Below are 21,461 nucleotides of genomic sequence, written 5' to 3'. Positions count from 1 at the left end.
AACACAAAAAACACAAAAGAAAAAATGACTAAATACTTCGTTTTCATTGGTATCATCATAGTAGCATTTTTAGGCACTGCTTGGTTTTTGTATCAAAAAGGTCAAGAAAAACCTGTGGTGTATGAATCAGTAGCACCTGAAACTATTAACATTGTGAAAAAAACCGTTGCGACAGGTTCGATACTTCCTGTCAAGGAAGTGGCACTAAAATCGCAAGTACCAGGTGTCATCAAGGAAATATATGTGGAAGCAGGTGAACAAGTGACAGTAGGTCAAAAAATCGCTAAAATTCAATTGATTCCCTCCCCGGCAAATATTAATAACGCTCAAGCAAGTATCGAACAATTGCAAATTCGAGTGAAAGAAGCCGAACAAGAATTGAGTCGACAAAAAAGTTTGAACACCTCAGGTAATGATGTGAGAGATGCACAGGCAGCTTATGACCAGGCAATTAGAGAACGGGATCAACAGAAACCTTTGTTTGATGAAGGCATCATTTCTAAACAAGAATACGACCGACTCTCAACGGCTGTCGAACAGGCACGGGCAACCTTGGAACAGTCAAAAGTGGGTGCAAGTAGGAATGTGAACAGTTACTCTACGGACTTGGAAATTCGAAGAGCAGAACTAAAATCTGCCAAAGACAACCTTCAAATTTTGCGAGAAGGTGCGGCAAGTCGCTCCAAAGAGGTGTCGAATGTGATTACTTCAACGATGACGGGGATGGTTTTGGATATCCCATTGAAGGAAGGAAGTTTTGTGATTGAAGCCAATTCATTTAATGAGGGTTCTACAATTGCGTCTATTGCAGATATGAATGAACTGGAATTTCAAGGACAAGTAGCAGAATCTGAAGTGGGTAAATTGAAGGAGGGAATTCCTTTGGAGATTACCATTGGAGCGATTGAAGGGAAAAAATTTGATGCAGTCTTGAATTATATTTCTCCAAAAGGCATTGAAGTAGATGGCAGTATTCAGTTCGAAATCAAAGCAACTGTCCAAACTCCAAAGGATGATTTTATTCGAGCGGGTTACAGTGCCAACGCTGATATTATTCTCGATAAAAGAGATAGTGTCTTGGCCATCAATGAGCGGGATCTTTTGTTCAGTAATGATTCGACTTTTGTGGAGAAGGAAATGGGTGAACAGGAATTTGAAAAAGTGTATATCGAAACGGGCTTGTCGGATGGAATCAACATTGAAGTGAAATCGGGGATTGGTAAAACTGATAAAATCAAAAAACAGGAGCAAGGAGGTTAGTAAAGTGACTGGTGATTAGTTTTTAAAACTATTAATTGTCAGTTCTTTGCGCAAAAAAACAAGTTGTCATTTATTTGGTTTATGCTGTAATAGAAACTTCAAATCCGAAAAACAAATTCAATTAATTTTTATTCTGCAATTTGCCGAACACTTACTTCAATTTCAAGCAATTCACCATCCATCAAGAACGCTGTGCCATGAAAGTTGGCACAGACGGTGTATTGTTGGGAGCATGGACGAAAGTAGAAGACACAGCAAAACGCATTTTAGACATCGGTACAGGAACGGGACTTTTGGCATTGATGATGGCGCAAAAGTCCCCAACAGCGTTGATTGATGCCGTTGAAATAGATCATCAAGCATTTCTACAAGCAAGCGAAAACTTTGCCGCATCTCTCTGGGCAAATCGCCTCAAAATCTATCCATCTTCCATCCAAAAGTTTGCCCAAATTGTTCCTTACAAATACGATTCAATTATCACCAACCCTCCCTATTTTCATAACTCTCACAAAGCCAAAACACAAGCTCGCACACAAGCACGACATTCCGATACGCTTTCTCCCGAAGAATTGTTGGATGCAGTTCGGAAATTATTGCAGCCAAAAGGCAGTTTTCATTTAATCTTACCTCCCACAGAAGCACTTCAATTTCAGCAAATGGCAAGCCAATATGACTTTCACTGTCACCGAATCTTACACTTCAAACCCAAACCAGACAAACCCGTAAAACGCTTGTTGATGGCATTTTACCTATTTCCCAAAAAAGATGCCATTGAAGTTTCAGAACTGATAGGAAGGGGGCAAGACAACCTACATACGACTGCCTATCGACAATTGACGAGTGATTTTTATTTAGACACTGCTTTTTCATGACATTTTGATGGCGTTTAAAAAAACTCCTAACTTTGCATTTATCACTTAAATATAGGATTGTTTACATTGATAAAAAAAAGTTATTCTTATGAAAAAAATGTTGTTATTATTGCTACTGTGTATTGTAAGTAGTTGGAATGTATCGGTTTTGGCTCAGGAAAAAGTTGAAGAGGTAGAAGACGATGGTTGGAAAAGAGGTCTAAGTTTTGGGATGGATTTTGCACAATTGCTGCAAATCAATCCCAAAGTTGGAGCAGGAGAAGATAAATTGGGTATTGGTGGAACAGTAGGAGTATTTGGCAATTACAAAAAAGACAAACTGCTGTGGAACAATACAGTTTCATTGCTTTTTGGCATCCAACGACTTGGGAGTGGCCTGTCTGTCATCAATCCCACGATTGACAATCCTTTTCAAAAAAGCATTGATGAACTGCGCTTTAGTTCCAAAATTGGTACGCAAGTCAAAGATGATTCTAAGTGGGCGTATGCGGCCGAGCTGACTTTTGTGAGTCAAATAACTCCGACTTATCCCGGCAACTTTTTGACGGATGTAACCGATACGGGTGCAAGCCCTATCGCTAAATTGTTTTCTCCAGCAACTCTTACACTCTCTCCTGGTATTGATTACAAAGCCAACAAAAAATTGAGTTTCTTTTTTGCGCCATTTTCATGGAAAGCCATTTTTGTATTGGAGGATGCGATTGCTGCCTTGCCTGCTTCTACAAAGGAGGATAATACCAAAGGAATACATGGCAATGATTGGAGAAGTCCTACTGATTTTGACAATACTTTTCATCAATTGGGAGCAACGCTCAAAGGGATTTACCAAGACAAATTTTTGGAAGGCAAAGGCGCTTTCAAAAGTGAGTTGACTCTTTTTTCCAATTATTTAGAAAATCCTCAAAACTTAGATGTTGATTGGCGCAACGAAATAGCAATGAATATTTGGAAAGGATTGCAGTTAAGCCTGACCGTCAATGTGGTTTACGATCACGATGTGAAAGTACAAATCACAGATTACAGTGCATCAGGAGGAGTTCAACAAACTGAAAATGGACCTGCATTGGGTCGCAGGGCAAGCATCACCGAACAGTTGTTGATTAAATACAATGTCGTTTTTTAGCCATCAAATAAAAATTTTAAAATCTTATGACAAAAAAAAGTCAATTAGTAGATGATTTGATAATTCTTGGCATAAGGTTTGCTTATTGATTACTGGTTTTAGATTTTTATGGTTAAGTAAATTAGTGGTTAATTTTGAGGCAACGGCTGGTAACCGTTGCCTTTTTTTATTATACTACAACTCGAATAAGATAATATTCTTATTTTTGCCCATTCTTTACCAATCCATCTAAAAATCAGACCTATGCACCTTTTCAAATACCCAATCTTCCTGATTAGCCTTTTATTTGGCATCTGTCAATTGTCTTTCGCACAAGAAATAAGCATCCAAGAATACATTGATGAATACAAAGCATTGGCCGTTGCAGAAATGAAACGGGTAGGTATTCCTGCAAGTATCACGATGGCACAAGGAATTTTGGAGTCCAGAAACGGCAACAGTTATTTGGCCACAGTGGGTAACAATCATTTTGGGGTGAAATGCCACGATGATTGGACAGGTAAAAAAATTCACTTAGACGATGATGCTCCAAATGAGTGTTTCCGCAAGTACAAAAGTGTGTATGAATCGTTTATAGACCACTCCAATTTTTTGAGCCGCAGAGGTCGTTACAGTGCGCTCTACGAATTAGATCCGCTTGATTACAAAAGTTGGTCAAAAGGATTGAAGGATGCAGGTTATGCGACCGACCCACAATATGCCAACAAACTAATTACCCTCATAGAGCGATACGAACTCTTCAAATTTGACTTGCCAGGAGGCATTGATTGTGACAATATTGTACTTGATTTGCCAGCCATCACCTACTACAACCGCATCAAAACGGTTATTTTCACTTGTGATATTACCATTGCACAAGTCGCAAGGGCGTATGGAATGGAGGAAAAAAGCCTGAGAAAATACAATGATTTTGACTCAGAGGTAGTTCCTGCCAACAACAAAGTCTATTTTCAACCCAAACGAAACAAAGGCCCTTTTGGCTTGAAAACACACATTGTGCAAAGAGGAGAATCCATGGTTTCTATCTCACAACTGTATGGGATCAAACTCAAATGTCTCTATGACCGCAATCGAATGGACATGGGTAAAGAACAACAAGCTGCTGCTGGTCAAGAACTTCAATTGAGAGGTAAACGCAAATCTCCGCCTGTATTGTCCAATACTCCAATTGTGAAACCACCCGTAGGCCAACCCAATAATCCTCCTATATTCATACCAAACCCTTCAACCGATGACAGTTCTGACGAGGAAGATCTCAATGATTTTGAAATTACCCCTCCAGTAATCAATCCACCTGTGATAAAAATACCTCCTGTCAATCCTTCAACCGATGACAAAGATACGCCGACAAGCATTACACATATCGTAAAAAAAGGCGATACGCTCTACAGCATTTCTCAACAATATGGCGTTACGGTAGAAACAATAAAAGCTACCAATGGCCTGACTTCAAATGATTTGAATATTGGGCAACGTTTGAAAATCAAAAAATAAATACCAGTGATTAAGATACACGACAAGACATTTCAACTGTATATTTCCGAATCGGAGATACAAGCAGCTGTTAAGCAGTTGGCAAAAAAAATAGATGCAGACCTAAGAAATCAGAATCCGCTGTTCATTGCCATTCTAAACGGAGCATTTGTTTTTGCAGCTGATTTGATGCGTGCCATCAGTTTTGATGCACCCATTAACTTCATCAAAACTCAGTCTTATGTCGGTACAACTTCTTCTGGAACAGTACAAACTGTATTGGGATTGAATGAAAGTATTGAAGGGCGAACAGTAGTGATTGTGGAAGATATTGTAGATACAGGACATACTTTGAAGAGATTGCTGCAAATTTTGACCGAAAAAGGTGCTGATTCCATCAAAATCGCTGCTTTCCTTCAAAAACCTGAAGCACTACAACATCCTGACTTAATAGCTGATTATGTGGGTATTGAAATTCCCGATAAATTTGTGGTGGGTTATGGTTTGGATTATGATGGATTGGGAAGAGGATTGGCGGATATTTACCAGTTGCAGGAGTAAATTCTCTGCCTAAAAAATGTTATTTTTAGCTTCAAAAATTCCCACTATGAAACAGCTTTCAATGCTCTTTATGTTACTTTTCTTGACCATTACAATTTTTGCACAAGATCTAAGCGAATTTCAAAAAGAAATTTATATCAACGAAACAGAAGATTCCCTACCTTACCGAATTCTGTATCCTATTGACTACGAAAAAGATACTTCTCAAAACTATCCTTTGGTCTTATTTCTGCATGGAGCAGGTGAGCGAGGCAATGACAACGAAATACAATTGGTTCATGGTGCAAAACTATTTGCAGATAAAGCCAACCGCACAGAATATCCTGCTATTGTAGTTTTTCCACAGTGCGCCACAGACAATTATTGGGCAAGGGTTGATAGAACAGAAATAGACGGCAAACGTTCCTTCGATTTTCCGTTTTACGAACAACCCAATATTCCGATGCAAATGGTGATAGAACTTGTTGAACAACTCCTTGAAAACGAGAAGATAGACACAAGCCGATTGTATGTTGCAGGACTTTCGATGGGTGGAATGGGAACATTTGAACTTTTGGCACGAATGCCTGAAACTTTTGCAGCAGCCATACCAATTTGTGGTGGCAGCAATCCTTTGCTTGCCCCTTTGTATGCACCACATACCAGTATGTGGATTTTTCATGGCGCAGATGATAGTGTCGTACCTGTCCAATTTTCACAAAAAATGTATCATACGTTGCAGCAAGCGGGTGCAGAGGTGAAATACTCCGAATATCCTGGGGTCAATCACAATAGTTGGGACAATGCCTTTGCTGAACCTGATTTTTTGAAGTGGTTGTTTTCTTGGAAGAAACTTTAGGGAGAAATGGAAAAGGATTTTGTAAACAGGAGTAATTGCAAATCAAACTATAATCTATAACAACGTCTGTAAATTGTCATATTTGTCGTATAAATTGCAATAAAAGTGCTGACAGGAAACAATATTTTGAAAAGTCCTTTTTTTTCGTCATATTTATAGCCTCACCAATGAAGACCGATACACGGTTTTTCGTTTTTTTTCACCTAAAACAAATTGTATATGGACACATTTAATACCATTCTTAGAGTATTGTTGGGTATTGTCTTCCTTGTTTTTGGGGCCAACAAAATTGTTCCTTTTTTACCTCCACCCGAAATAAGTGGTGTGGGGGCAGATTTTTTGAGTAATATTTTGGGTAGCAACTTCAAATATGTATTGGCTACTTTTGAAATTACATGCGGGATTATGTTGTTACTCAATAAGTATGTCAATCTTGCTCTCGCCATTTTAGCTCCGATTGCCATTAATATTTTGATTTTTCACTTGCTGATAGACCAAGATATTGTGAATGGATTGCCTGGTTTCTTTGTTTTCTTTGCTACTTTTTGGCTGTTTTGGGGGCGCAAGGAAGCTTTTGAAGGCATATTGAAGCCGTAAAAGAAGTTTTAAGTTCAAAATACAAACTCAATTTCAAAGTTTACCAAAATCATCTTTTTGAGTTTGTATTTTGAATTTGCCTAATCGCTTAGTTATCTTCAAATTGAAACTCATCCTTCAATCTCGGAATCGCCACTTTTTCAAACCCCGCCTCCTTCAATGCCGATTTGAAATCCTTTTGACGAGGATAATCACCATGCACCAAAAAAACTTGCTTTAATTTTTTGCGGTCTTGATTGTCGAGGTATTCCAGCATTTCGGATTGGTCTCCATGTGCGCTGAATGAATCCATCACTTCCACCCTTGCATTCACTCTTTTCAATGCTCCAAAAATTTTGATACTTTCTGCTCCTGCTCTCAACTGCCCGCCAATGGTATGTGGTGGTGCAAAACCCACTATCAAAACTGTGCAGCGAGGGTCCTCTATGTTGTTGAATATGTGATGTTTGATGCGCCCTGCTGTAATCATGCCTGATGCACTGATGATAATACAAGGGTCCTTGCTTTCATTGAGTTTTTTGGAAATTGTTACACTTCGGATGTAGTGTAAGTCATTGAAACCAAAAGGATTTGGGTCTTCAATCATGTAGGCCAATATTTCACTGTCGAAACATTCAGGATGCCATTGAAAAATATCGGTTGCGTTGATAGCCAATGGGCTATCAACATAAACAGGGATTTTGGGGAGTTTGCCTTCGTTTTCGAGTTGATCGAGGATATAGACTATTTCTTGTGTACGCCCCACACTGAAAGCTGGGATGAGGAGTTTGCCTTGATTTTCGACACACGTTTCGTGAATGATTCGCAGCAATTTTGCTTTTTCGTCGGGATGACTATCGTGTGAACGTCCACCATAAGTAGATTCACAAATCAAATAATCGCATAGAGGCATAGGAACAGGGTCTCGCAAAATTGGTCGTTCAGGACGACCAATATCGCCTGTAAATCCGAAAGTAATGGTTTTGTATTCGTTTTTCTGGATGCGTAAAGTCACGCTGGCACTTCCCAAAATATGTCCGCTGTCTCGAAACTGTACCTCTAAGCCTTCTGCAATGGTGTTCCATTTGCCATAGCCAAATGTAGTGAAAGCATTGATACATGGCGCAACGTCTTTGGGCGTATAGAGCGGGCGGTCGGTTTTTCCGTCGTTTCGTTCGTCTTTTTGTTTGTTGAGAAATTCGGCATCTCTAACTTGAATGTAAGCACTGTCCATCAACATAATGGCGCACAAATCACGTGTGGCATCGGTGGCATAAATAGGCCCTGTGTAGCCATCTTTGACCAGTTGCGGTAGTCTTCCACTATGGTCAATGTGGGCATGTGACAAAATCACACAGTCGATATCAGATGGTTTGAAGTTCCAAGTTTGATTGAAGTCTTCGAATTTATCTTCAATTCCCTGATACAAACCACAATCTAGTAAAATTGTATAGCCATTGTTCAGCGTCAATAAATGTGAACTTCCTGTGACCGTTTGAGCTGCTCCGCAGAATTTGATTCTCATAAGCGATAATTGAATTGATGAATGAATAGTGAAAATGGAACTTTTTTAGTGAAAAAACAACTTTAAAGCAGAGATTGTGGGATTTAAACTTCAAAACTTCACTGGATTTTGAGTTTTGAAAATTAATACCCAAACATATTAACATCTCAAAACATTAACACACAAAAAAATGAGATACATTATAGTAGATTTAGAAGCGACTTGTTGGAAGACGAGGAGCGAAAACAGTCCGAATGAAATCATCGAGATTGGAGCTGTGATGGTAAATGAATCAGGTGAAAGCCTTTCCGAGTTTTGCCAATTCATCAAACCTCTGAAGCATCCGATATTGTCTGATTTCTGCAAAGAATTGACGAGTATTACACAAGCACAAGTAGATAATGCCCAACATTTTCCAGAGGTTTTGAAGGCTTTTCAGGAATGGATAGGCATAGACGAACACGAATATGTTTTGTGTTCGTGGGGTTTTTATGATGCAAGTCAGTTCAAGAAAGATTGCCAACTTTGGGGCTTGGAAAAGTCATGGCTCAAACCGCATATTAGCGTTAAGCACCAATATACGGTGGTCAAAGATTTGTCGAAGCATCAAGGCATGTCCGGAGCTTTGGATTTGGAGGAGATTCCATTGGAGGGAACGCATCACCGAGGCATTGACGATGCCAGAAACATTGCCAAGATTTTTGTGCGGTATTTGGATAAATGGCGGTTTCCAAAATAATTCTATCCTATTTTTGAGTTGAGAACTTCAAAAGTATAAGCAGTTTCCATTTTTAGTATCATTTTAAATTTCAGGTCAAATTGATTGAAATAAAAGAGAAATAGTTGGAAATTAGCTGTTTCAATTCACAAAATTCGATAGTATGCAAACTCCAAATTGGCAACAAATTCGCCAAAACTATCCTGCCTTTCAAAAAATGACCTACTTCGACACTGCCCGCTGTGGGATTTTATCGAAGCAAACAGCAGAACTGGGGCATCGTTTTTACCAACAATATTTGGAAGAAGGGCCTCCTGCTCGTGAACGGTGGATTGCTGAAATACCGATTGTGCGTCAAAAAGTAGCGGATTGTTTGGGCGCAAAACCGCATGAAATGACACTGCTTCCAAATTGTGCTACGGGCATTAATTATGCAGCACAGATGTTGCGGAGTCACCACAAGAAAGTTTTGTTATTATCTGAAGATTATCTTACGGTAAGGTTTCCATGGTTGGTGAATCATTACGAAATCTTTGATTTTCTGCAATTGCCGAATGGTTCGGTGGATATAGAGGCATTGCAAGAAAGGATATTGAAGGAAAAAATTGAAGTGGTGGCGGTAAGTTATGTGCAGTTTAGCTCGGGCTACAAGATAGATTTGAAGACTTTGGGCGCATTTTGCAGGGAAAATGGGGTGGTTTTGGTGGTAGATGCAACGCAGGCTTTTGGGGCGATGCCGATAGATGTGGAGGTATTGAAGGTAGATATTTTGGTGGCGAGTACTTTTAAGTGGGCCTGTGCGGGCTTCGGAACGGGGTTTATGTATGTGCGAGCAGTGTTTTTTGAAGTCTATGATCCACCAGTAATGGGTGCAGAAAGTCAAGGTATTGCAGTGAAAATCAAACATATTTCAGAGATTGATTTTTCGGGTTATACTTTCCAAACGGGTAATTATGACTATAAGAGTGTGATGGTTTTGGGAACGGCTATTGACCAACTCCTTGCAGTTGGCTTGGCGCAGATAAAAGAACGCATCGCAGCACTTCAAGCATATCTTTTGCTGCAATTGCAGAAAATAGATATTTCGCTCGTTTCAGATTATGGTTCGGATAATCGAGCTGGAATTACTATTATTGAAGGTAATCAAGCACTGTGGGATTTTATGAAGTCGCATGGAGTCTTGCTTTCGCTTCGTGGAAAGGGCATCCGAATCAGTCCACATTTTTACAATACTTTTGAAGAAATAGATGCTCTGTGCGACTTATTTCAGCGATTTTAAAAAAGTAACTAAAAAGAACTATTTTTGCATGGGTTATAATGGCATGAAAATAAACTATTTCCTTCTAAAAATAGTTTATTTTTTTATTGTCACCAGCCATCACTTCAACCTTCAAGATTCCAAATCGAATGAACACAAATAGTAAACTGTTTGTGCTTCGTAAAGGATTTTCAAATTAGCAATGCAAAATCGTTCTCTATGCAGTTAAAAGCAACATACGGAAGTATCTGGAACATCGCCTATCCTATTATTTTGGGAAGTTTAGCTCCCAACATTATTGGTTTGATGGATACGATTTTTTTGGGGAGAGTAGGAGAAATAGAGCAAGGGGCTTGCGGATTGATTTCGTTGTATTATTTGATTCCTGTGATGTTGGGCTTGGGCTTGTCTCGTGGTGCTCAGATATTGATTGCTCGAAGAGCGGGTGAGAAAAGGGATGAAAGAATTGGGATTGTCGCCAGCAATTTGCTTTATATGGAAATGTTTGGGGCGGTAGTTCTGTTTGTTATAGTGAACTTGTTTACACCCTATATTCTCTATATACTGATCAGTTCGCAAGCGGTTTATGATGCAAGTTTGGTTTATTTGAAGTATCGGGTATATGGCCTTCCATTCAGCTTTTTTGCTTTTGTGGCGATGGCCTTGTATATGGGAATAGGTCGTACGTATATTATTGCGTGGGTAATGGGTATTTCTTGTATTGTGAATGTGTTTTTGGACTATGCCTTGATATTTGGAACTTTTGGGTTTCCTGAAATGGGTATTGCAGGTGCGGGTTTGGCTTCAACAATTGCAGAAGTGGTGGCTACGATGTTTGCATTGGCGTATATGTTGTACGACAAAAACATTAAGAGATTCAACATTTTTGAATTTCGAAAACCGCAGTTTCCACTGATTCGACATATTGCAGTGATTTCTTCTCCTTTGATGGTGCAATATCTGATTGGTATGGGAGGATGGTTCATATTCCTTTCTCTTATCGAAAAAATGGGTGAACGTGCCTTGGCTATTTCGGTGGTTCTCAAAATTATCTATACCTTTTACAGTGCGCCTGCTTGGGGTTTTGCCTCGGCTGCCAACTCACTGGTCAGCAATATCATAGGTCAGCGAAAATACAAGCAGGTTCTTGTGGCCATCAATCGCTCTACCATTCTGAGCTTTGTCACTACGGTCGTTCCATGCGCTACCTTAGTTTTTTTCCCCGAACTTATTTTATCCATTTTTACCAAAGACCTCGAAGTGATTTTAGGAGCAAAATCTGTTATTTTGGTGTTGATAATGATTATTTTAGCTTGTTCTATCTCCAATGTTATCTTCAATGGTATTATGGGAACGGGTGCAACATTCTTTTCGCTCGTCACTGAGACTTTCTCGATGTTCGTTTATTTGGGCTATGCCTATATTATCGTCAATGCTTTGGATTTAGGTTTGAAGTTTGTTTGGGGGTCAGAATTTATCTATTGGCTGTTGTTGGTAATTATTGGAGTGGCTTATTTGAAGTCTGGAAAATGGAAGAAAGTGACGGTTTGATAAGAGGATGCATATTGTACTCAAAATGTATTTTAATTCTAATTAGTTTGTAACCTTTACTTGACTACATCGTACAATCGGAGGTAAGTTTTGTATAAAATCGTTCTTGAAAATTGGAGATATAAAGCAATGTCATACAAGCGTAAAAATAAATATTTTTTACTATATTATTTTTTTCGTGTAGTCAAGCTTAAAAAATCTTATATATTTGTATAACAAAGCTTTAAGTATCAGGACTTCAAAAAAGCAAATATTTTACCAAAGGTTCGACAGAATATTTGGTTTTACAATACAAATTTTTTGCATAAATTTACGATAGTTTTTTTCATGGCCTTAGTTTTTATGGGGACGATCAGGGAAAGGTTGTCCCCTTCTTTATGCCTACTCACTTCACAAAATAGCCTCCTTTCAAAACATCAAAAAGGCTGTAATCGCCGTCACAGATACTGCAATGGTCAAACATATTGGATAAAAAATGCAAAACATCATTCCCTTCAAAAAACTTTTGGCCCAGCCTTGTTGATAGACTTTTCGGATAGCTACCAAAAAATAAATGAATATCATACCCAATAACAAAACGATATACATCTCAGAGAGAAAATCACTGGTCCACAACAGCAAGGTCAAAACAACATAAAGGAAAGCATGAAAGTGAAGTAGAAAAACAATGTGTTCTATATAGTGGCGTTTTCGTCTGATGTAGAGTATCTTAAATATGAAGGCAAAAATTGGAATCGTCAAAAGCATCATAATCGGCAAACGGGCAAAAAAATAAGAGGCCAATTTTTCGGGACCTTGATGGTATATTCTTAGCAGTTGGCGTGTACCTTTGGTAAACAGTGTATTTCGTGTAAAAATACTGTTTTCTTTTTTCAGAGAATCTATTGTGGCTTCAATGCCGTATTTTTTGGAAAGTAAGACTATTCGCCTTATTTGTTCTTCTCGAATCAAACTCCCGTCTTCTTCTGGAAAACTAAACTGGATATTGTAATCCTTATTGGGAACCTTCAGTATTTTCCTATTGTATTCATTGGTTGTATCTTCTTCTATCACAATGTTCTTCTCCAAAAGTTCCTTTTGCAGTATCTCATTTGAAATACTATCTTTTAGATGCAAAATACTGTCCATTTTTTCTTGCTGTGTTATTTGGATTTCTCCACCATCTAAATTTTTGAATTGAGCTGCAAAAAAAGTAAAATACACAACACTCATAAAAAGGTACAGGCGAATCGGTCTAAGGTATGTGATGCGTTTGCCTTTATTGAATGCGTTGGTCAAAAAACCAGGAAAAAACAACAGACGAGGTAGCGTGCGAAATAATTTGGAATCCAACGATAAATAGTTGCTGACGAAATCGCCCAAAAGTTCGCCAAAGGAAACATTGCTATCTACATTCTCTTGTCCACAATCGGGACAAAAGTTGTTGGCTGTATTTTCTGCAAAAATATGGCCACAATTGGGGCAAATCAGATGTTTTCGTTTTTCTTTAGGCATAAAACACTCGGATTATTCCCTTTTTGGTGATAAAGCACTATTTTTAAAAACAGAATAACTGCTTGATTATAAGCACTATTCGTAGCCCATGAATTAATTCATGGGCTACGAAGGGGAATAATTTTTAGCGAAATATCGTCATAAAAGGATTAGTTTCACACCCTGCAAAATACCATTTTATAGCGTCATTCTCAACTTCCAAAAGAGTTAATTTGCAAATCCTTGGAAACCAAGGCAGATTCTTCAGCAGCACGTTTTTGTGTATCATCCACATTTATAAAGGCTTCGGGATAACGCTTCCGCAGCTTTTTTTCAATGTCGTTGATGGTCACTTTACCGTCTTGATTCAAATCCAAACCTTCATTGAGTTCATATTCTCTTGAAGGATAGGAATACAAAGCATAAGATTTGTTTTTACTTCTTTTGAGTGCTTTGGGATACAATACAGCCAGATACAAATCTGTCAAACTATTATAACCGCCAGCCAATCGTTTCATTTTGTTGAAATACTGATAGACATAATCCAATTGTTCGAGGTGGGTAGATTCTTCCAAATCTTTCGCACTAATGCCATATTCTCCAATTGTTCGAGGCATCCACTGCAATAAACCTATCGCTTCGCTACCTGCATTATTGGAGGCGCATCGGTCAAACTTGGATTCGGTGTGGATTACTGCCATTAACCATTCAGGTGCTATTTGAAGTTTTTGGCTAATTGAGCGTATTTTGGTTTCAAAGGAAGAAATATCACTAATAAAAATTTCCGCTTTGTCAATCAGATAGAGCTTTTGAGTCTTTTTTTGAGATGGAGGGATAGGAGGGGATTTACTTAGATGGGTAGATAAAAAAGTACCTACGCCGAGTGTGCAAAGTAGCAGAACAAGTAAAGAAGTTCGAGAACTCAAGATTGTATTCTGCTTACTTATTGGTTTCAATAAGTAATACATGAGTTGGTAAATGTTTGTTAAAATATGAGTTAGAGTGATTTGGGTACATTTTAACAATCATAATTTCATTTTTATTGGGTAGTGTATAGTGGTTTCTGTTCTCACCCATCAATCACTTGACATTTTTCATGTCGAATCATAGTAATAGGTGGAGGCTTCTTTTTCGTGCCGCAAAATTAGCAAACGAAAGGCAATTATTTTTTATAATCAACAAAAAAATTACATTATCTTGACTATTCAAGTTTATTTTTCTGCCTATTTTTTCATTAAAAAATTACAAAAAACAAATATCATCTCACTACTAAACAATTATTTACACAAACAATAATTTTACACTATTATCCTAAATGTCAAAATCTAAAAAATCTACATAATTTGAAACCTTTTTAGTGTTTATTCGTAATAAATCACTTCCACTCCAACAAAACCGCCTGTGCCGAAAACCCAGGCCCAAAACTCAACATCAGTCCTTTTTGTCCTGCTTCAATCTCAGTCTGCAAAATATAATCTAGCACATACAGCACCGTAGCACTCGACATATTGCCGTATTCTCGTAATATATGTTTGGTCGCATTGAGGTTTTTACCCATTTCATTGAAGAGTTGTTCTGCTATTTGGATGATTTTTTTGCCGCCAGGGTGAAAAATAAGGTGGTCAATATCTTCCATTGTCCAACCATTTCGCTCCACAAAAGGAAAAAGAATGTCGTGAAAATGTTCTTCAATTCGATTCGGCACTTTGGGGTCTAAGACCATTTTGAATCCCGAATTTTTGAGGTCAAAACCCATCATGTCCGTTTCGTCAAAAAAGTGGTACATATTAGTATCTACAATTGCAGGCGCAATTTTGGAATCATCGCTGCCCAAAATTACACAAGCCGCTCCATCTCCAAAAATAGCCGCACTCACCATATTAGTCATCGAAAAATCATCCCATTGAAAGGTACTCATCGGAGATTCTACTGCAATGATTGCCGCTTTTTTGCCAGGGTTTGCCTTCAAAAAATTGTTGGCATAAATCATGGCTGAAACACCAGCCGCACAGCCCATTTCCGTAACAGGCAGTCGCACAATGTCTTGGCGCATCTGCAAACGGTTGATTAAATAGGCATCTACCGAAGGAATCATAAATCCTGTACAACTCGTGGTGATGATATAGTCAATATCGGTCGGCTGCAAATTGGCATTGTTGAGGGCTTTTCGAAGCACTTTTTCGGAGAGTTCAATGACATTTTTGATATAATAATCGTTCTTTTCTTCAAACGATAACGAACCCAATACTCTGTCTGCATCCATAATCGAATACCTCCTGTCGACTTGTGCATACTTAAAAATTCGTGATACTTTGCGTCTAAGTCTTTCGGGCTGCTCGGCCAAATGTCCTTCAAAGTCTTCAATGATTTCATCAGTGGTCTTGGTGTATAAAGGTAATTCAATGGCGGTTGCCAACACTTTTGGTTGATGCATATTTTGAAATGTGTTTATGTTGATAGCTTGTAGAGACACTTTACTAAAACGTATCTACGTGCATGTTTTGAATCTTGGATTTTTCAATTCCCCAACTGTAAGGAACAAAGTCTATAATTTGTTTAAATTTGTTGGTCATGTTGTGCAACAAAGCTACCTTTTAATTTTGATTTCAATTAAAAACCATGTCTTACGAACTCAAAACCATCTTCTACAATCCAACATACTATAAACGTCTTTGTGATTTTATTGAAGAGGTCTATCCTTCATTTGACTCCAAAGGTTTCACCACCAAAATATTTGATGAAGCTTGGGATGAGCGTTCATTGAAGGAAAGAACCCGACATACGACTTTGACATTGAAGGATTTTTTACCTCCAATATACCCCGATGCGCTTGAAATATTGAAGCAAACGGCAACGAATTGGCTGCCCAAAAGTCAAAAAGGAGAAGACTATTCCAACACCATCTTCCCAGATTTTGTAGCCGTATTTGGTCTAGAGCATCCCGATATTTCGATTCCAGCCTTGGCGCATTTTACCCAGTTGGCAAGTTCCGAATTTGGCGTGCGCCCGTATATTGTGCGCTACCCCAAACAGATGATGAACACGATGCTCGAATGGACAAAGCATGAAAACCACCACATTCGGCGTTTGGCGAGTGAAGGCTGTCGCTCTCGATTGCCGTGGGGAATGGCACTCACTGCCTTCAAAAAAGACGCTGCTCCGATTCTTCCTATCCTTGAAGCCCTCAAAACTGACCCCGAAAGATACGTCCAAAGAAGCGTAGCCAACAACCTCAATGACATCTCTAAAGACCATCCCGAATTGGCTTTGCAGATGGCAGAACGATGGCTACAAGAACAAAATCCGATTACGGATTGGATTGTGAAACACGCTTTGAGGGGCCTCTTGAAGCGAGGAAATACGACTGCCCTGCAATTGTTCAACTTTGGCAGCCCCGAAAAGGTGGAGATTTCTAATTTGGCGATTGAAAACACAGAAATACCGATTGGAGAATTCACGTATTTTTCTTTTGACTTGAAGAACAACAGTCCCAAAGCTGCAAAAATTAGATTGGAATTTGGAGTCGACTACATGAAATCGAACGGCAAACAGAACCGCAAAATTTTCCAAATCAGTGAACGAATCTACCAACCCAATGAAACGGCGAGTTTCAGACGTAAACAACACTTCAAAAACCTGACGACTCGCAAGCATTACGCAGGTCAGCATCACTTGGCGGTTGTGGTGAATGGGGTGGAGAAGAGGAAGGTTGGGTTTGATTTGATTTTTAATTAAAAGTGTTATTTTCTTTTATGATATAACTTATTTGTTTTGTATCTTTGAAAGTGAAATAGAGAGTTGTAAAACATACACACATGAATAGTAAAAATAAAACAATAGTTATTATAGTTAATTTGATATGCTTGGCATTATCAATTTTTTGGTTATTTAATTCAAAAGCTAATTTAGAGCCATTAATATTAATTATATCTTTTATAGGAACTTTAATAATTACATTAATTTACAAACCCAAAGGAGCTACTTTTTCAATAGAAAATAAAGCAATTATAAGAGGTAATAATAACGAAATTGGTCAGTCTATTACTAACAGTGATCAAACTAAATCTAATAAATTAGAAATAGAAGGTAATGATAATAAATCAACCCAATTAAATAAATAATATTGTTTTCCACAAAAAAAATCAACTTAAATAAAATAGAGAAAAGTTCTTTAATGGATAACTATGTTAATGGTACTTCTCATGAATTAAGACAGAGGTCTCATTGTATTATTTTAAGAAACAAATCGTTTTCTATTAATGATATTGCTCTTATTTTAGAGAAAAATACTCTTGAAATTGTTTTGTATATAAAAGGGTGGAATTATTTAAAAGAAAATAGTCTCTACCTAAACCTATCTGAATTAGAAAGAGAGATTATTAATATAGAAAGAAGAAAGTTTACATTATTTTCTTTCTTTGTATGGATATTAAATTATTTCATCAATATCATTAGCTTTATTTATAAAAAAATAGAAAATGTAGTTAAAACTCTATATATAGGCATAATTAATTTGCTATATATTTTATATAAGGCATTGAATTATGTATTTGGAAAAATATTAAATACAATAATTTTTTTATCAGAAAAATTTTGGTTGTGTATTGTTGCGGTTATAGGAATTGGAATGTTTTTCGTTATTAAAATAGGGAATATACCATTTAAAAAATATTATTCCGATGCTAAGACGAAATTTTTTGCAAAAAATTTCTTAAAAATAACAAAAAGTAATAATAATATTATTTTCCAAATAATTAACTACAATTATAATAATAAGGAAAAAAACAACGAAAAAGAAGAGGTCATTGAAGATTATTCTGCAGTTTCAATGAAAGAAACTAAAGAAATATTTACAAAACTTTTTAATTCAAAGAAAGACTACCTTAACACGGATAAAATTCTTTCATTAGCTTTTGCTGTTAATGAAAAAATTCAATCAATTCAGAATGAAGAAAGACGGAAAAGATATCTAAGTATATTAGTTACATCTATTGCTTTTTATGTCTTCTATAATACATCTATAAAAAGCAGCATTCTAGCTCTTTCCATGTTAGTAACAAGTATTACATTTAGTGCTATAGATTATAATTTTAATAATAATATTGATACAACTTCCTACACCATTGACACAACAGTAATAAAAGTTGATTCCATTGCAGTTGACTCAGCAAGAATAAAGATTGATTCCATACAAAAAAAATTAATCAAAAAAGCTATTCCAGTTTTTGAAGGAGTATCTTTATGTCAAAACCTTACTGAATTAGGATATAAGCAATTAGAATATATTAATTTAGATAGGAAAAATTATTTAGAAGAGAATTATTATAAATATTATCCAGACAATAGACTATATGTTCAAGTTGCAGTATATCAAGATATTAGGCATGCTTCATTTCAAAGGTTAAATTTATTAAATGAAGGTTTTCTGAACTCAAAAATAATAAGATTTATAAAAGAAAGGATTGTATATTACTCAGTATCAATCAATGACTATAATATAGAAGAGTACAATAAAGTCTGTTCAGAAATAGATAAATGGAACTTTTCATGCCATATTGAAAAAAGTAAGGCCAGAATTTTATATAATTATTAATCATATTTTGTTTTAATCACCTCCCTCAAAACCTTCTCAATCGCCCCTTTCTCCTTCGCTCGATAAGCAATTTTGTAGGACTTCCCTGCTGCACTTATCCAACCCGAACCCATTTCCCGCTTCTCAATATGGGCAGCCGTATTTTCGATAGCTGCCTGCATTGCAGCTTGAATAGCAGCGTATTGGGTTTCGTCAATATCCTTGGTGACAGGTTCACCCCCATCATAATCTCCACTCGAACTCATCATTTTGTCAATCGGTTGGTAGTCTATGCTTGTTGGCGTAATCACATAGGTATTGTTGCTGCCATCCACATAGCGGTAGTTTGGTTTTTCGTTGTTTTTTGTGTCTATTTGTTCTTGATTCTCGTCTTTGTCTTTGTCCATTGCTGTTGTTTTTTGTTGGGTTTCTGATGTTTGTTGATTGGTGTCCGCACATTGCAGCCACAAAGAAAGCATCGCTAAAAAGAGTAGGTATTTCATTGAACCAATTTATTGAAAATGAAGTTAGTGATAATATAAATGATTTCCAAAAATATGAATTCTTCTACAAAAAAAACAGCATTGGTGATTGGCGCAACGGGTTTGATTGGTCGTCAATGTGTGGCTGCTTTGCTGCAAAATGAGTAATATGAGAAAGTAACCACTTTGGGGCGTTGCCTTAGCGGAACAACACACCCAAATCTGGACGAACAAATTATTGATTTTGAAAAATTGGAGGACTATGCCCATTTGATGAAAGCGGATGATGTATTTTGCTGTATGGGAACGACCATTAAAAAAGCTCGCAGCAAGGAACGCTTCAAAAAAGTGGACTATGAATACCCGCTTCGTGTGGCTGAAATGGCTTTGCAGCAAGGGGCGAAACAATACTTGATAGTCACTGCAATGGGCGCTGCCAAAAAATCACCTTTTTTCTACAATCAAGTGAAGGGCGAAAATGCCATTTCACAAATTCTCGTACCACACTTTTGTCCGACAACTCGTACAACTCCGCACCAACGGAATAGCTAAATTTGTCTGATAAATAATCTTGGACTACCTTGCGTTTTAGGTTTTCTGGGTACTTGCGATAGTCCTTCACTAATTTACTCTTTTTTGTCATTTTTCAATGGTTTTTTGTAAACCTGTTGTAGGACTAGTCACTTGATAAGACTTCAATTTCAAACTTCAAAAAATGCAGCTTAATTTCCCTGAATACCCCATTTCTCTCAAAACAGTAGGCAACAAAAATTATATCATGGGTCTTGTTCGCAAAAAGTATCTTTTGTGGACTCCCGAAGAATGGGTTCGACAGCATGTTCTTCACTTCATGGTCAAAGATAGAGCTTATCCGAAGAGTTTCTTGGCGGTAGAAAAGGCATTGAGAGTAAATACATTATTACGTCGAACTGATATTGTGGCGTATGATAGCAAGGGGCAGCCTGTGTTGATTGTAGAATGTAAGGCTCCAAATGTGAAAATCACTCAACAAGTTTTCGATCAAATTGCAGCCTACAATATCAGCTTGAAAGTAGAATATCTATTCGTAACCAATGGTTTAGAGCATTATTGCTGCAAAATTGACTATGAAGCCAATAGTTATGCTTTTATTGAAGATTTGCCACATTTTGAGGATTTGTAATCAAAACCACATAAAAAAGGCGAAAGAATAATTCAATTCTTTCGCCTTTCGTTTTAATTACTATTTATTAAGTCATTATTTTTCTGTGTCTTCCGGTGCTTCTGGCTTCACAATCTCCAACAACTCTACTTCAAAAACCAAAGCTTCATTTGGTCCAATATCACCACCTGCGCCACGCTCACCATAAGCCAAATCAGCAGGGATAAATAGTTTCCATTTGGAACCAACAGGCATCAATTGAAGGGCTTCTACCCATCCTCTGATTACGCCGCCAACAGGGAAAGAAGCGGGTTCGCCACGATCTACTGAACTGTCAAATACCTTACCGTCAATCAATGTACCGTGGTAGTGAACCTTCACATTGTCTTCAGCAGTAGGGATTGGCCCAGTACCTTCGGTGATGATTTCGTATTGCAAACCACTATCAGTAGTAGTCACTCCTTCACGAGCTTTGTTTGCAGTCAAAAATTCTTCGCCTTTCACCTTGTTTTCGGCACCTTTTTTAGCTTGTAAAGCCGAAAATTCTTTTTGGATAAGAGCAGTAGCATCTTCTGCGGCAATCATCAATTTGGTTTTGTCTCCTGCCATTGAAGTTTTGACAGCATTCTCAAAAGCAGCAGTATTGAAATCCGTTAAACCGCTTTTTTGAAGGTTTTTACCATAGTCAATACCGAAAGCATATGCAATTTTTTCATCGCTGATGTTTTTATCTTCAGGAGTCGCTTCTGGACTACGCATTTTGCTCACAAAATCACGAACTTGTTGAGCAACTTCCGTTTCTGATACTTCCAATTCTTTTCCTGCCAAAACATCGTTCAGTGCTTTAGAGAAAGCATCTGTATTCAGTCCTTTGATTTCTGCTCCCTCCAAACTTGCAGCATAATCAACACCCAAGCTATAAGCGAGTGAATCTTGCGAAGTTTTTAGAGCTGTTGCAGCACTACCACCTTTTCCATTGCAGGAGCTTACCAATGCTGCCACGATCAATAAAGAAAAGAGCAAATTTTTAAAAATCATTTGATTACTTTTTAAATAAAT

General features: G+C 37.5%; 21 protein-coding genes. 15 read left to right on the top strand and 6 right to left on the bottom strand.

Going from position 1 to position 21,461, the window contains the following annotated elements; genetic code table 11:
- Window positions 1-24: 24 nt before the first annotated feature.
- The 7 genes from R3E32_07875 to R3E32_07845 all read left to right on the top strand — a co-directional run bounded on the left by R3E32_07875 (window position 25) and on the right by R3E32_07845 (window position 6,724).
- Window positions 25-1,260 (top strand): HlyD family efflux transporter periplasmic adaptor subunit, encoded by a 1,236-nt coding sequence (locus R3E32_07875; GenBank protein MEZ4884626.1) that lies wholly within the window; start codon window positions 25-27, stop codon window positions 1,258-1,260.
- 140 nt (window positions 1,261-1,400) lie between these two features.
- Window positions 1,401-2,132, top strand: coding sequence for a methyltransferase (locus tag R3E32_07870; protein MEZ4884625.1), 732 nt, complete (start codon window positions 1,401-1,403; stop codon window positions 2,130-2,132).
- Between the two features lie 88 nt (window positions 2,133-2,220).
- Window positions 2,221-3,255: a DUF3078 domain-containing protein gene (locus tag R3E32_07865; protein ID MEZ4884624.1), complete on the top strand. Its 1,035-nt coding sequence runs from the start codon at window positions 2,221-2,223 to the stop codon at window positions 3,253-3,255.
- Window positions 3,256-3,498: 243 nt separating this feature from the next.
- Window positions 3,499-4,749 (top strand): glucosaminidase domain-containing protein, encoded by a 1,251-nt coding sequence (locus R3E32_07860; GenBank protein ID MEZ4884623.1) that lies wholly within the window; start codon window positions 3,499-3,501, stop codon window positions 4,747-4,749.
- Between the two features lie 6 nt (window positions 4,750-4,755).
- Window positions 4,756-5,289, top strand: coding sequence for a hypoxanthine phosphoribosyltransferase (gene hpt, locus R3E32_07855; GenBank protein ID MEZ4884622.1), 534 nt, complete (start codon window positions 4,756-4,758; stop codon window positions 5,287-5,289).
- Window positions 5,290-5,335: 46 nt separating this feature from the next.
- Window positions 5,336-6,127: a prolyl oligopeptidase family serine peptidase gene (locus tag R3E32_07850; GenBank protein MEZ4884621.1), complete on the top strand. Its 792-nt coding sequence runs from the start codon at window positions 5,336-5,338 to the stop codon at window positions 6,125-6,127.
- 219 nt (window positions 6,128-6,346) lie between these two features.
- Window positions 6,347-6,724, top strand: a complete 378-nt coding sequence (locus R3E32_07845) for a DoxX family membrane protein (protein ID MEZ4884620.1) — start codon at window positions 6,347-6,349, stop codon at window positions 6,722-6,724.
- Window positions 6,725-6,812: 88 nt separating this feature from the next.
- Here the strand turns inward: R3E32_07845 and R3E32_07840 are convergent, their stop codons facing one another.
- Complete coding sequence (locus R3E32_07840) at window positions 6,813-8,228, bottom strand: MBL fold metallo-hydrolase (protein MEZ4884619.1); 1,416 nt, start codon at window positions 8,226-8,228, stop codon at window positions 6,813-6,815.
- A 169-nt stretch (window positions 8,229-8,397) separates the two neighbouring features.
- On the opposite strand from R3E32_07840, the gene R3E32_07835 reads away from it, so the two are divergent.
- From R3E32_07835 to R3E32_07825, 3 genes are all read left to right on the top strand, one after another.
- Window positions 8,398-8,946, top strand: coding sequence for a 3'-5' exonuclease (locus R3E32_07835; protein ID MEZ4884618.1), 549 nt, complete (start codon window positions 8,398-8,400; stop codon window positions 8,944-8,946).
- 142 nt (window positions 8,947-9,088) lie between these two features.
- A complete protein-coding gene (locus tag R3E32_07830; GenBank protein ID MEZ4884617.1) occupies window positions 9,089-10,204 on the top strand; it encodes an aminotransferase class V-fold PLP-dependent enzyme in 1,116 nt (371 codons plus the stop codon).
- 198 nt (window positions 10,205-10,402) lie between these two features.
- The gene (locus tag R3E32_07825; GenBank protein MEZ4884616.1) at window positions 10,403-11,734 is read left to right on the top strand and encodes an MATE family efflux transporter; all 1,332 of its coding nucleotides are present in this window, start codon (window positions 10,403-10,405) and stop codon (window positions 11,732-11,734) included.
- Window positions 11,735-12,142: 408 nt separating this feature from the next.
- On the opposite strand, the gene R3E32_07820 is transcribed toward R3E32_07825, so the two are convergent.
- The 3 genes from R3E32_07820 to R3E32_07810 all read right to left on the bottom strand — a co-directional run bounded on the left by R3E32_07820 (window position 12,143) and on the right by R3E32_07810 (window position 15,641).
- On the bottom strand, window positions 12,143-13,228 hold the full coding sequence (locus R3E32_07820) for a DUF3667 domain-containing protein (GenBank protein ID MEZ4884615.1): 1,086 nt from the start codon (window positions 13,226-13,228) through the stop codon (window positions 12,143-12,145).
- Window positions 13,229-13,419: 191 nt separating this feature from the next.
- Window positions 13,420-14,133, bottom strand: a complete 714-nt coding sequence (locus R3E32_07815; protein ID MEZ4884614.1) for a lytic transglycosylase domain-containing protein — start codon at window positions 14,131-14,133, stop codon at window positions 13,420-13,422.
- A 449-nt stretch (window positions 14,134-14,582) separates the two neighbouring features.
- A complete protein-coding gene (locus tag R3E32_07810) occupies window positions 14,583-15,641 on the bottom strand; it encodes a type III polyketide synthase (protein ID MEZ4884613.1) in 1,059 nt (352 codons plus the stop codon).
- 185 nt (window positions 15,642-15,826) lie between these two features.
- Between R3E32_07810 and R3E32_07805 the strand changes: the two genes are divergently transcribed.
- The 3 genes from R3E32_07805 (at window position 15,827) to R3E32_07795 (ending at window position 18,800) form a co-directional block, all read left to right on the top strand.
- The gene (locus R3E32_07805; protein MEZ4884612.1) at window positions 15,827-16,942 is read left to right on the top strand and encodes a DNA alkylation repair protein; all 1,116 of its coding nucleotides are present in this window, start codon (window positions 15,827-15,829) and stop codon (window positions 16,940-16,942) included.
- An 80-nt stretch (window positions 16,943-17,022) separates the two neighbouring features.
- A complete protein-coding gene (locus tag R3E32_07800; GenBank protein ID MEZ4884611.1) occupies window positions 17,023-17,328 on the top strand; it encodes a hypothetical protein in 306 nt (101 codons plus the stop codon).
- Window positions 17,329-17,330: 2 nt separating this feature from the next.
- Window positions 17,331-18,800, top strand: coding sequence for a hypothetical protein (locus tag R3E32_07795; GenBank protein ID MEZ4884610.1), 1,470 nt, complete (start codon window positions 17,331-17,333; stop codon window positions 18,798-18,800).
- Here the strand turns inward: R3E32_07795 and R3E32_07790 are convergent.
- Window positions 18,797-19,282, bottom strand: a complete 486-nt coding sequence (locus tag R3E32_07790) for a hypothetical protein (GenBank protein MEZ4884609.1) — start codon at window positions 19,280-19,282, stop codon at window positions 18,797-18,799. The two genes, R3E32_07795 and R3E32_07790, sit on opposite strands and share 4 nt — an antisense overlap.
- A gap of 165 nt (window positions 19,283-19,447) precedes the next feature.
- Between R3E32_07790 and R3E32_07785 the strand changes: the two genes are divergently transcribed.
- Together R3E32_07785 and R3E32_07780 are read left to right on the top strand one after the other, a co-directional pair.
- A complete protein-coding gene (locus tag R3E32_07785; protein MEZ4884608.1) occupies window positions 19,448-19,813 on the top strand; it encodes a hypothetical protein in 366 nt (121 codons plus the stop codon).
- Window positions 19,814-19,976: 163 nt separating this feature from the next.
- Complete coding sequence (locus R3E32_07780) at window positions 19,977-20,423, top strand: type I restriction enzyme HsdR N-terminal domain-containing protein (protein ID MEZ4884607.1); 447 nt, start codon at window positions 19,977-19,979, stop codon at window positions 20,421-20,423.
- 75 nt (window positions 20,424-20,498) lie between these two features.
- Here R3E32_07780 and R3E32_07775 read toward each other — a convergent pair whose 3' ends face one another.
- A complete protein-coding gene (locus tag R3E32_07775; protein MEZ4884606.1) occupies window positions 20,499-21,440 on the bottom strand; it encodes an FKBP-type peptidyl-prolyl cis-trans isomerase in 942 nt (313 codons plus the stop codon).
- Between the last annotated feature and the right edge of the window lie 21 nt (window positions 21,441-21,461).

The sequence above is a fragment of the Chitinophagales bacterium genome (assembly GCA_041392475.1).
Classification (GTDB): domain Bacteria; phylum Bacteroidota; class Bacteroidia; order Chitinophagales; family UBA2359; genus JAUHXA01.
Note: the sequence above shows the minus strand (reverse complement) of the source record. Positions and strands in the feature narration are given on the sequence as shown.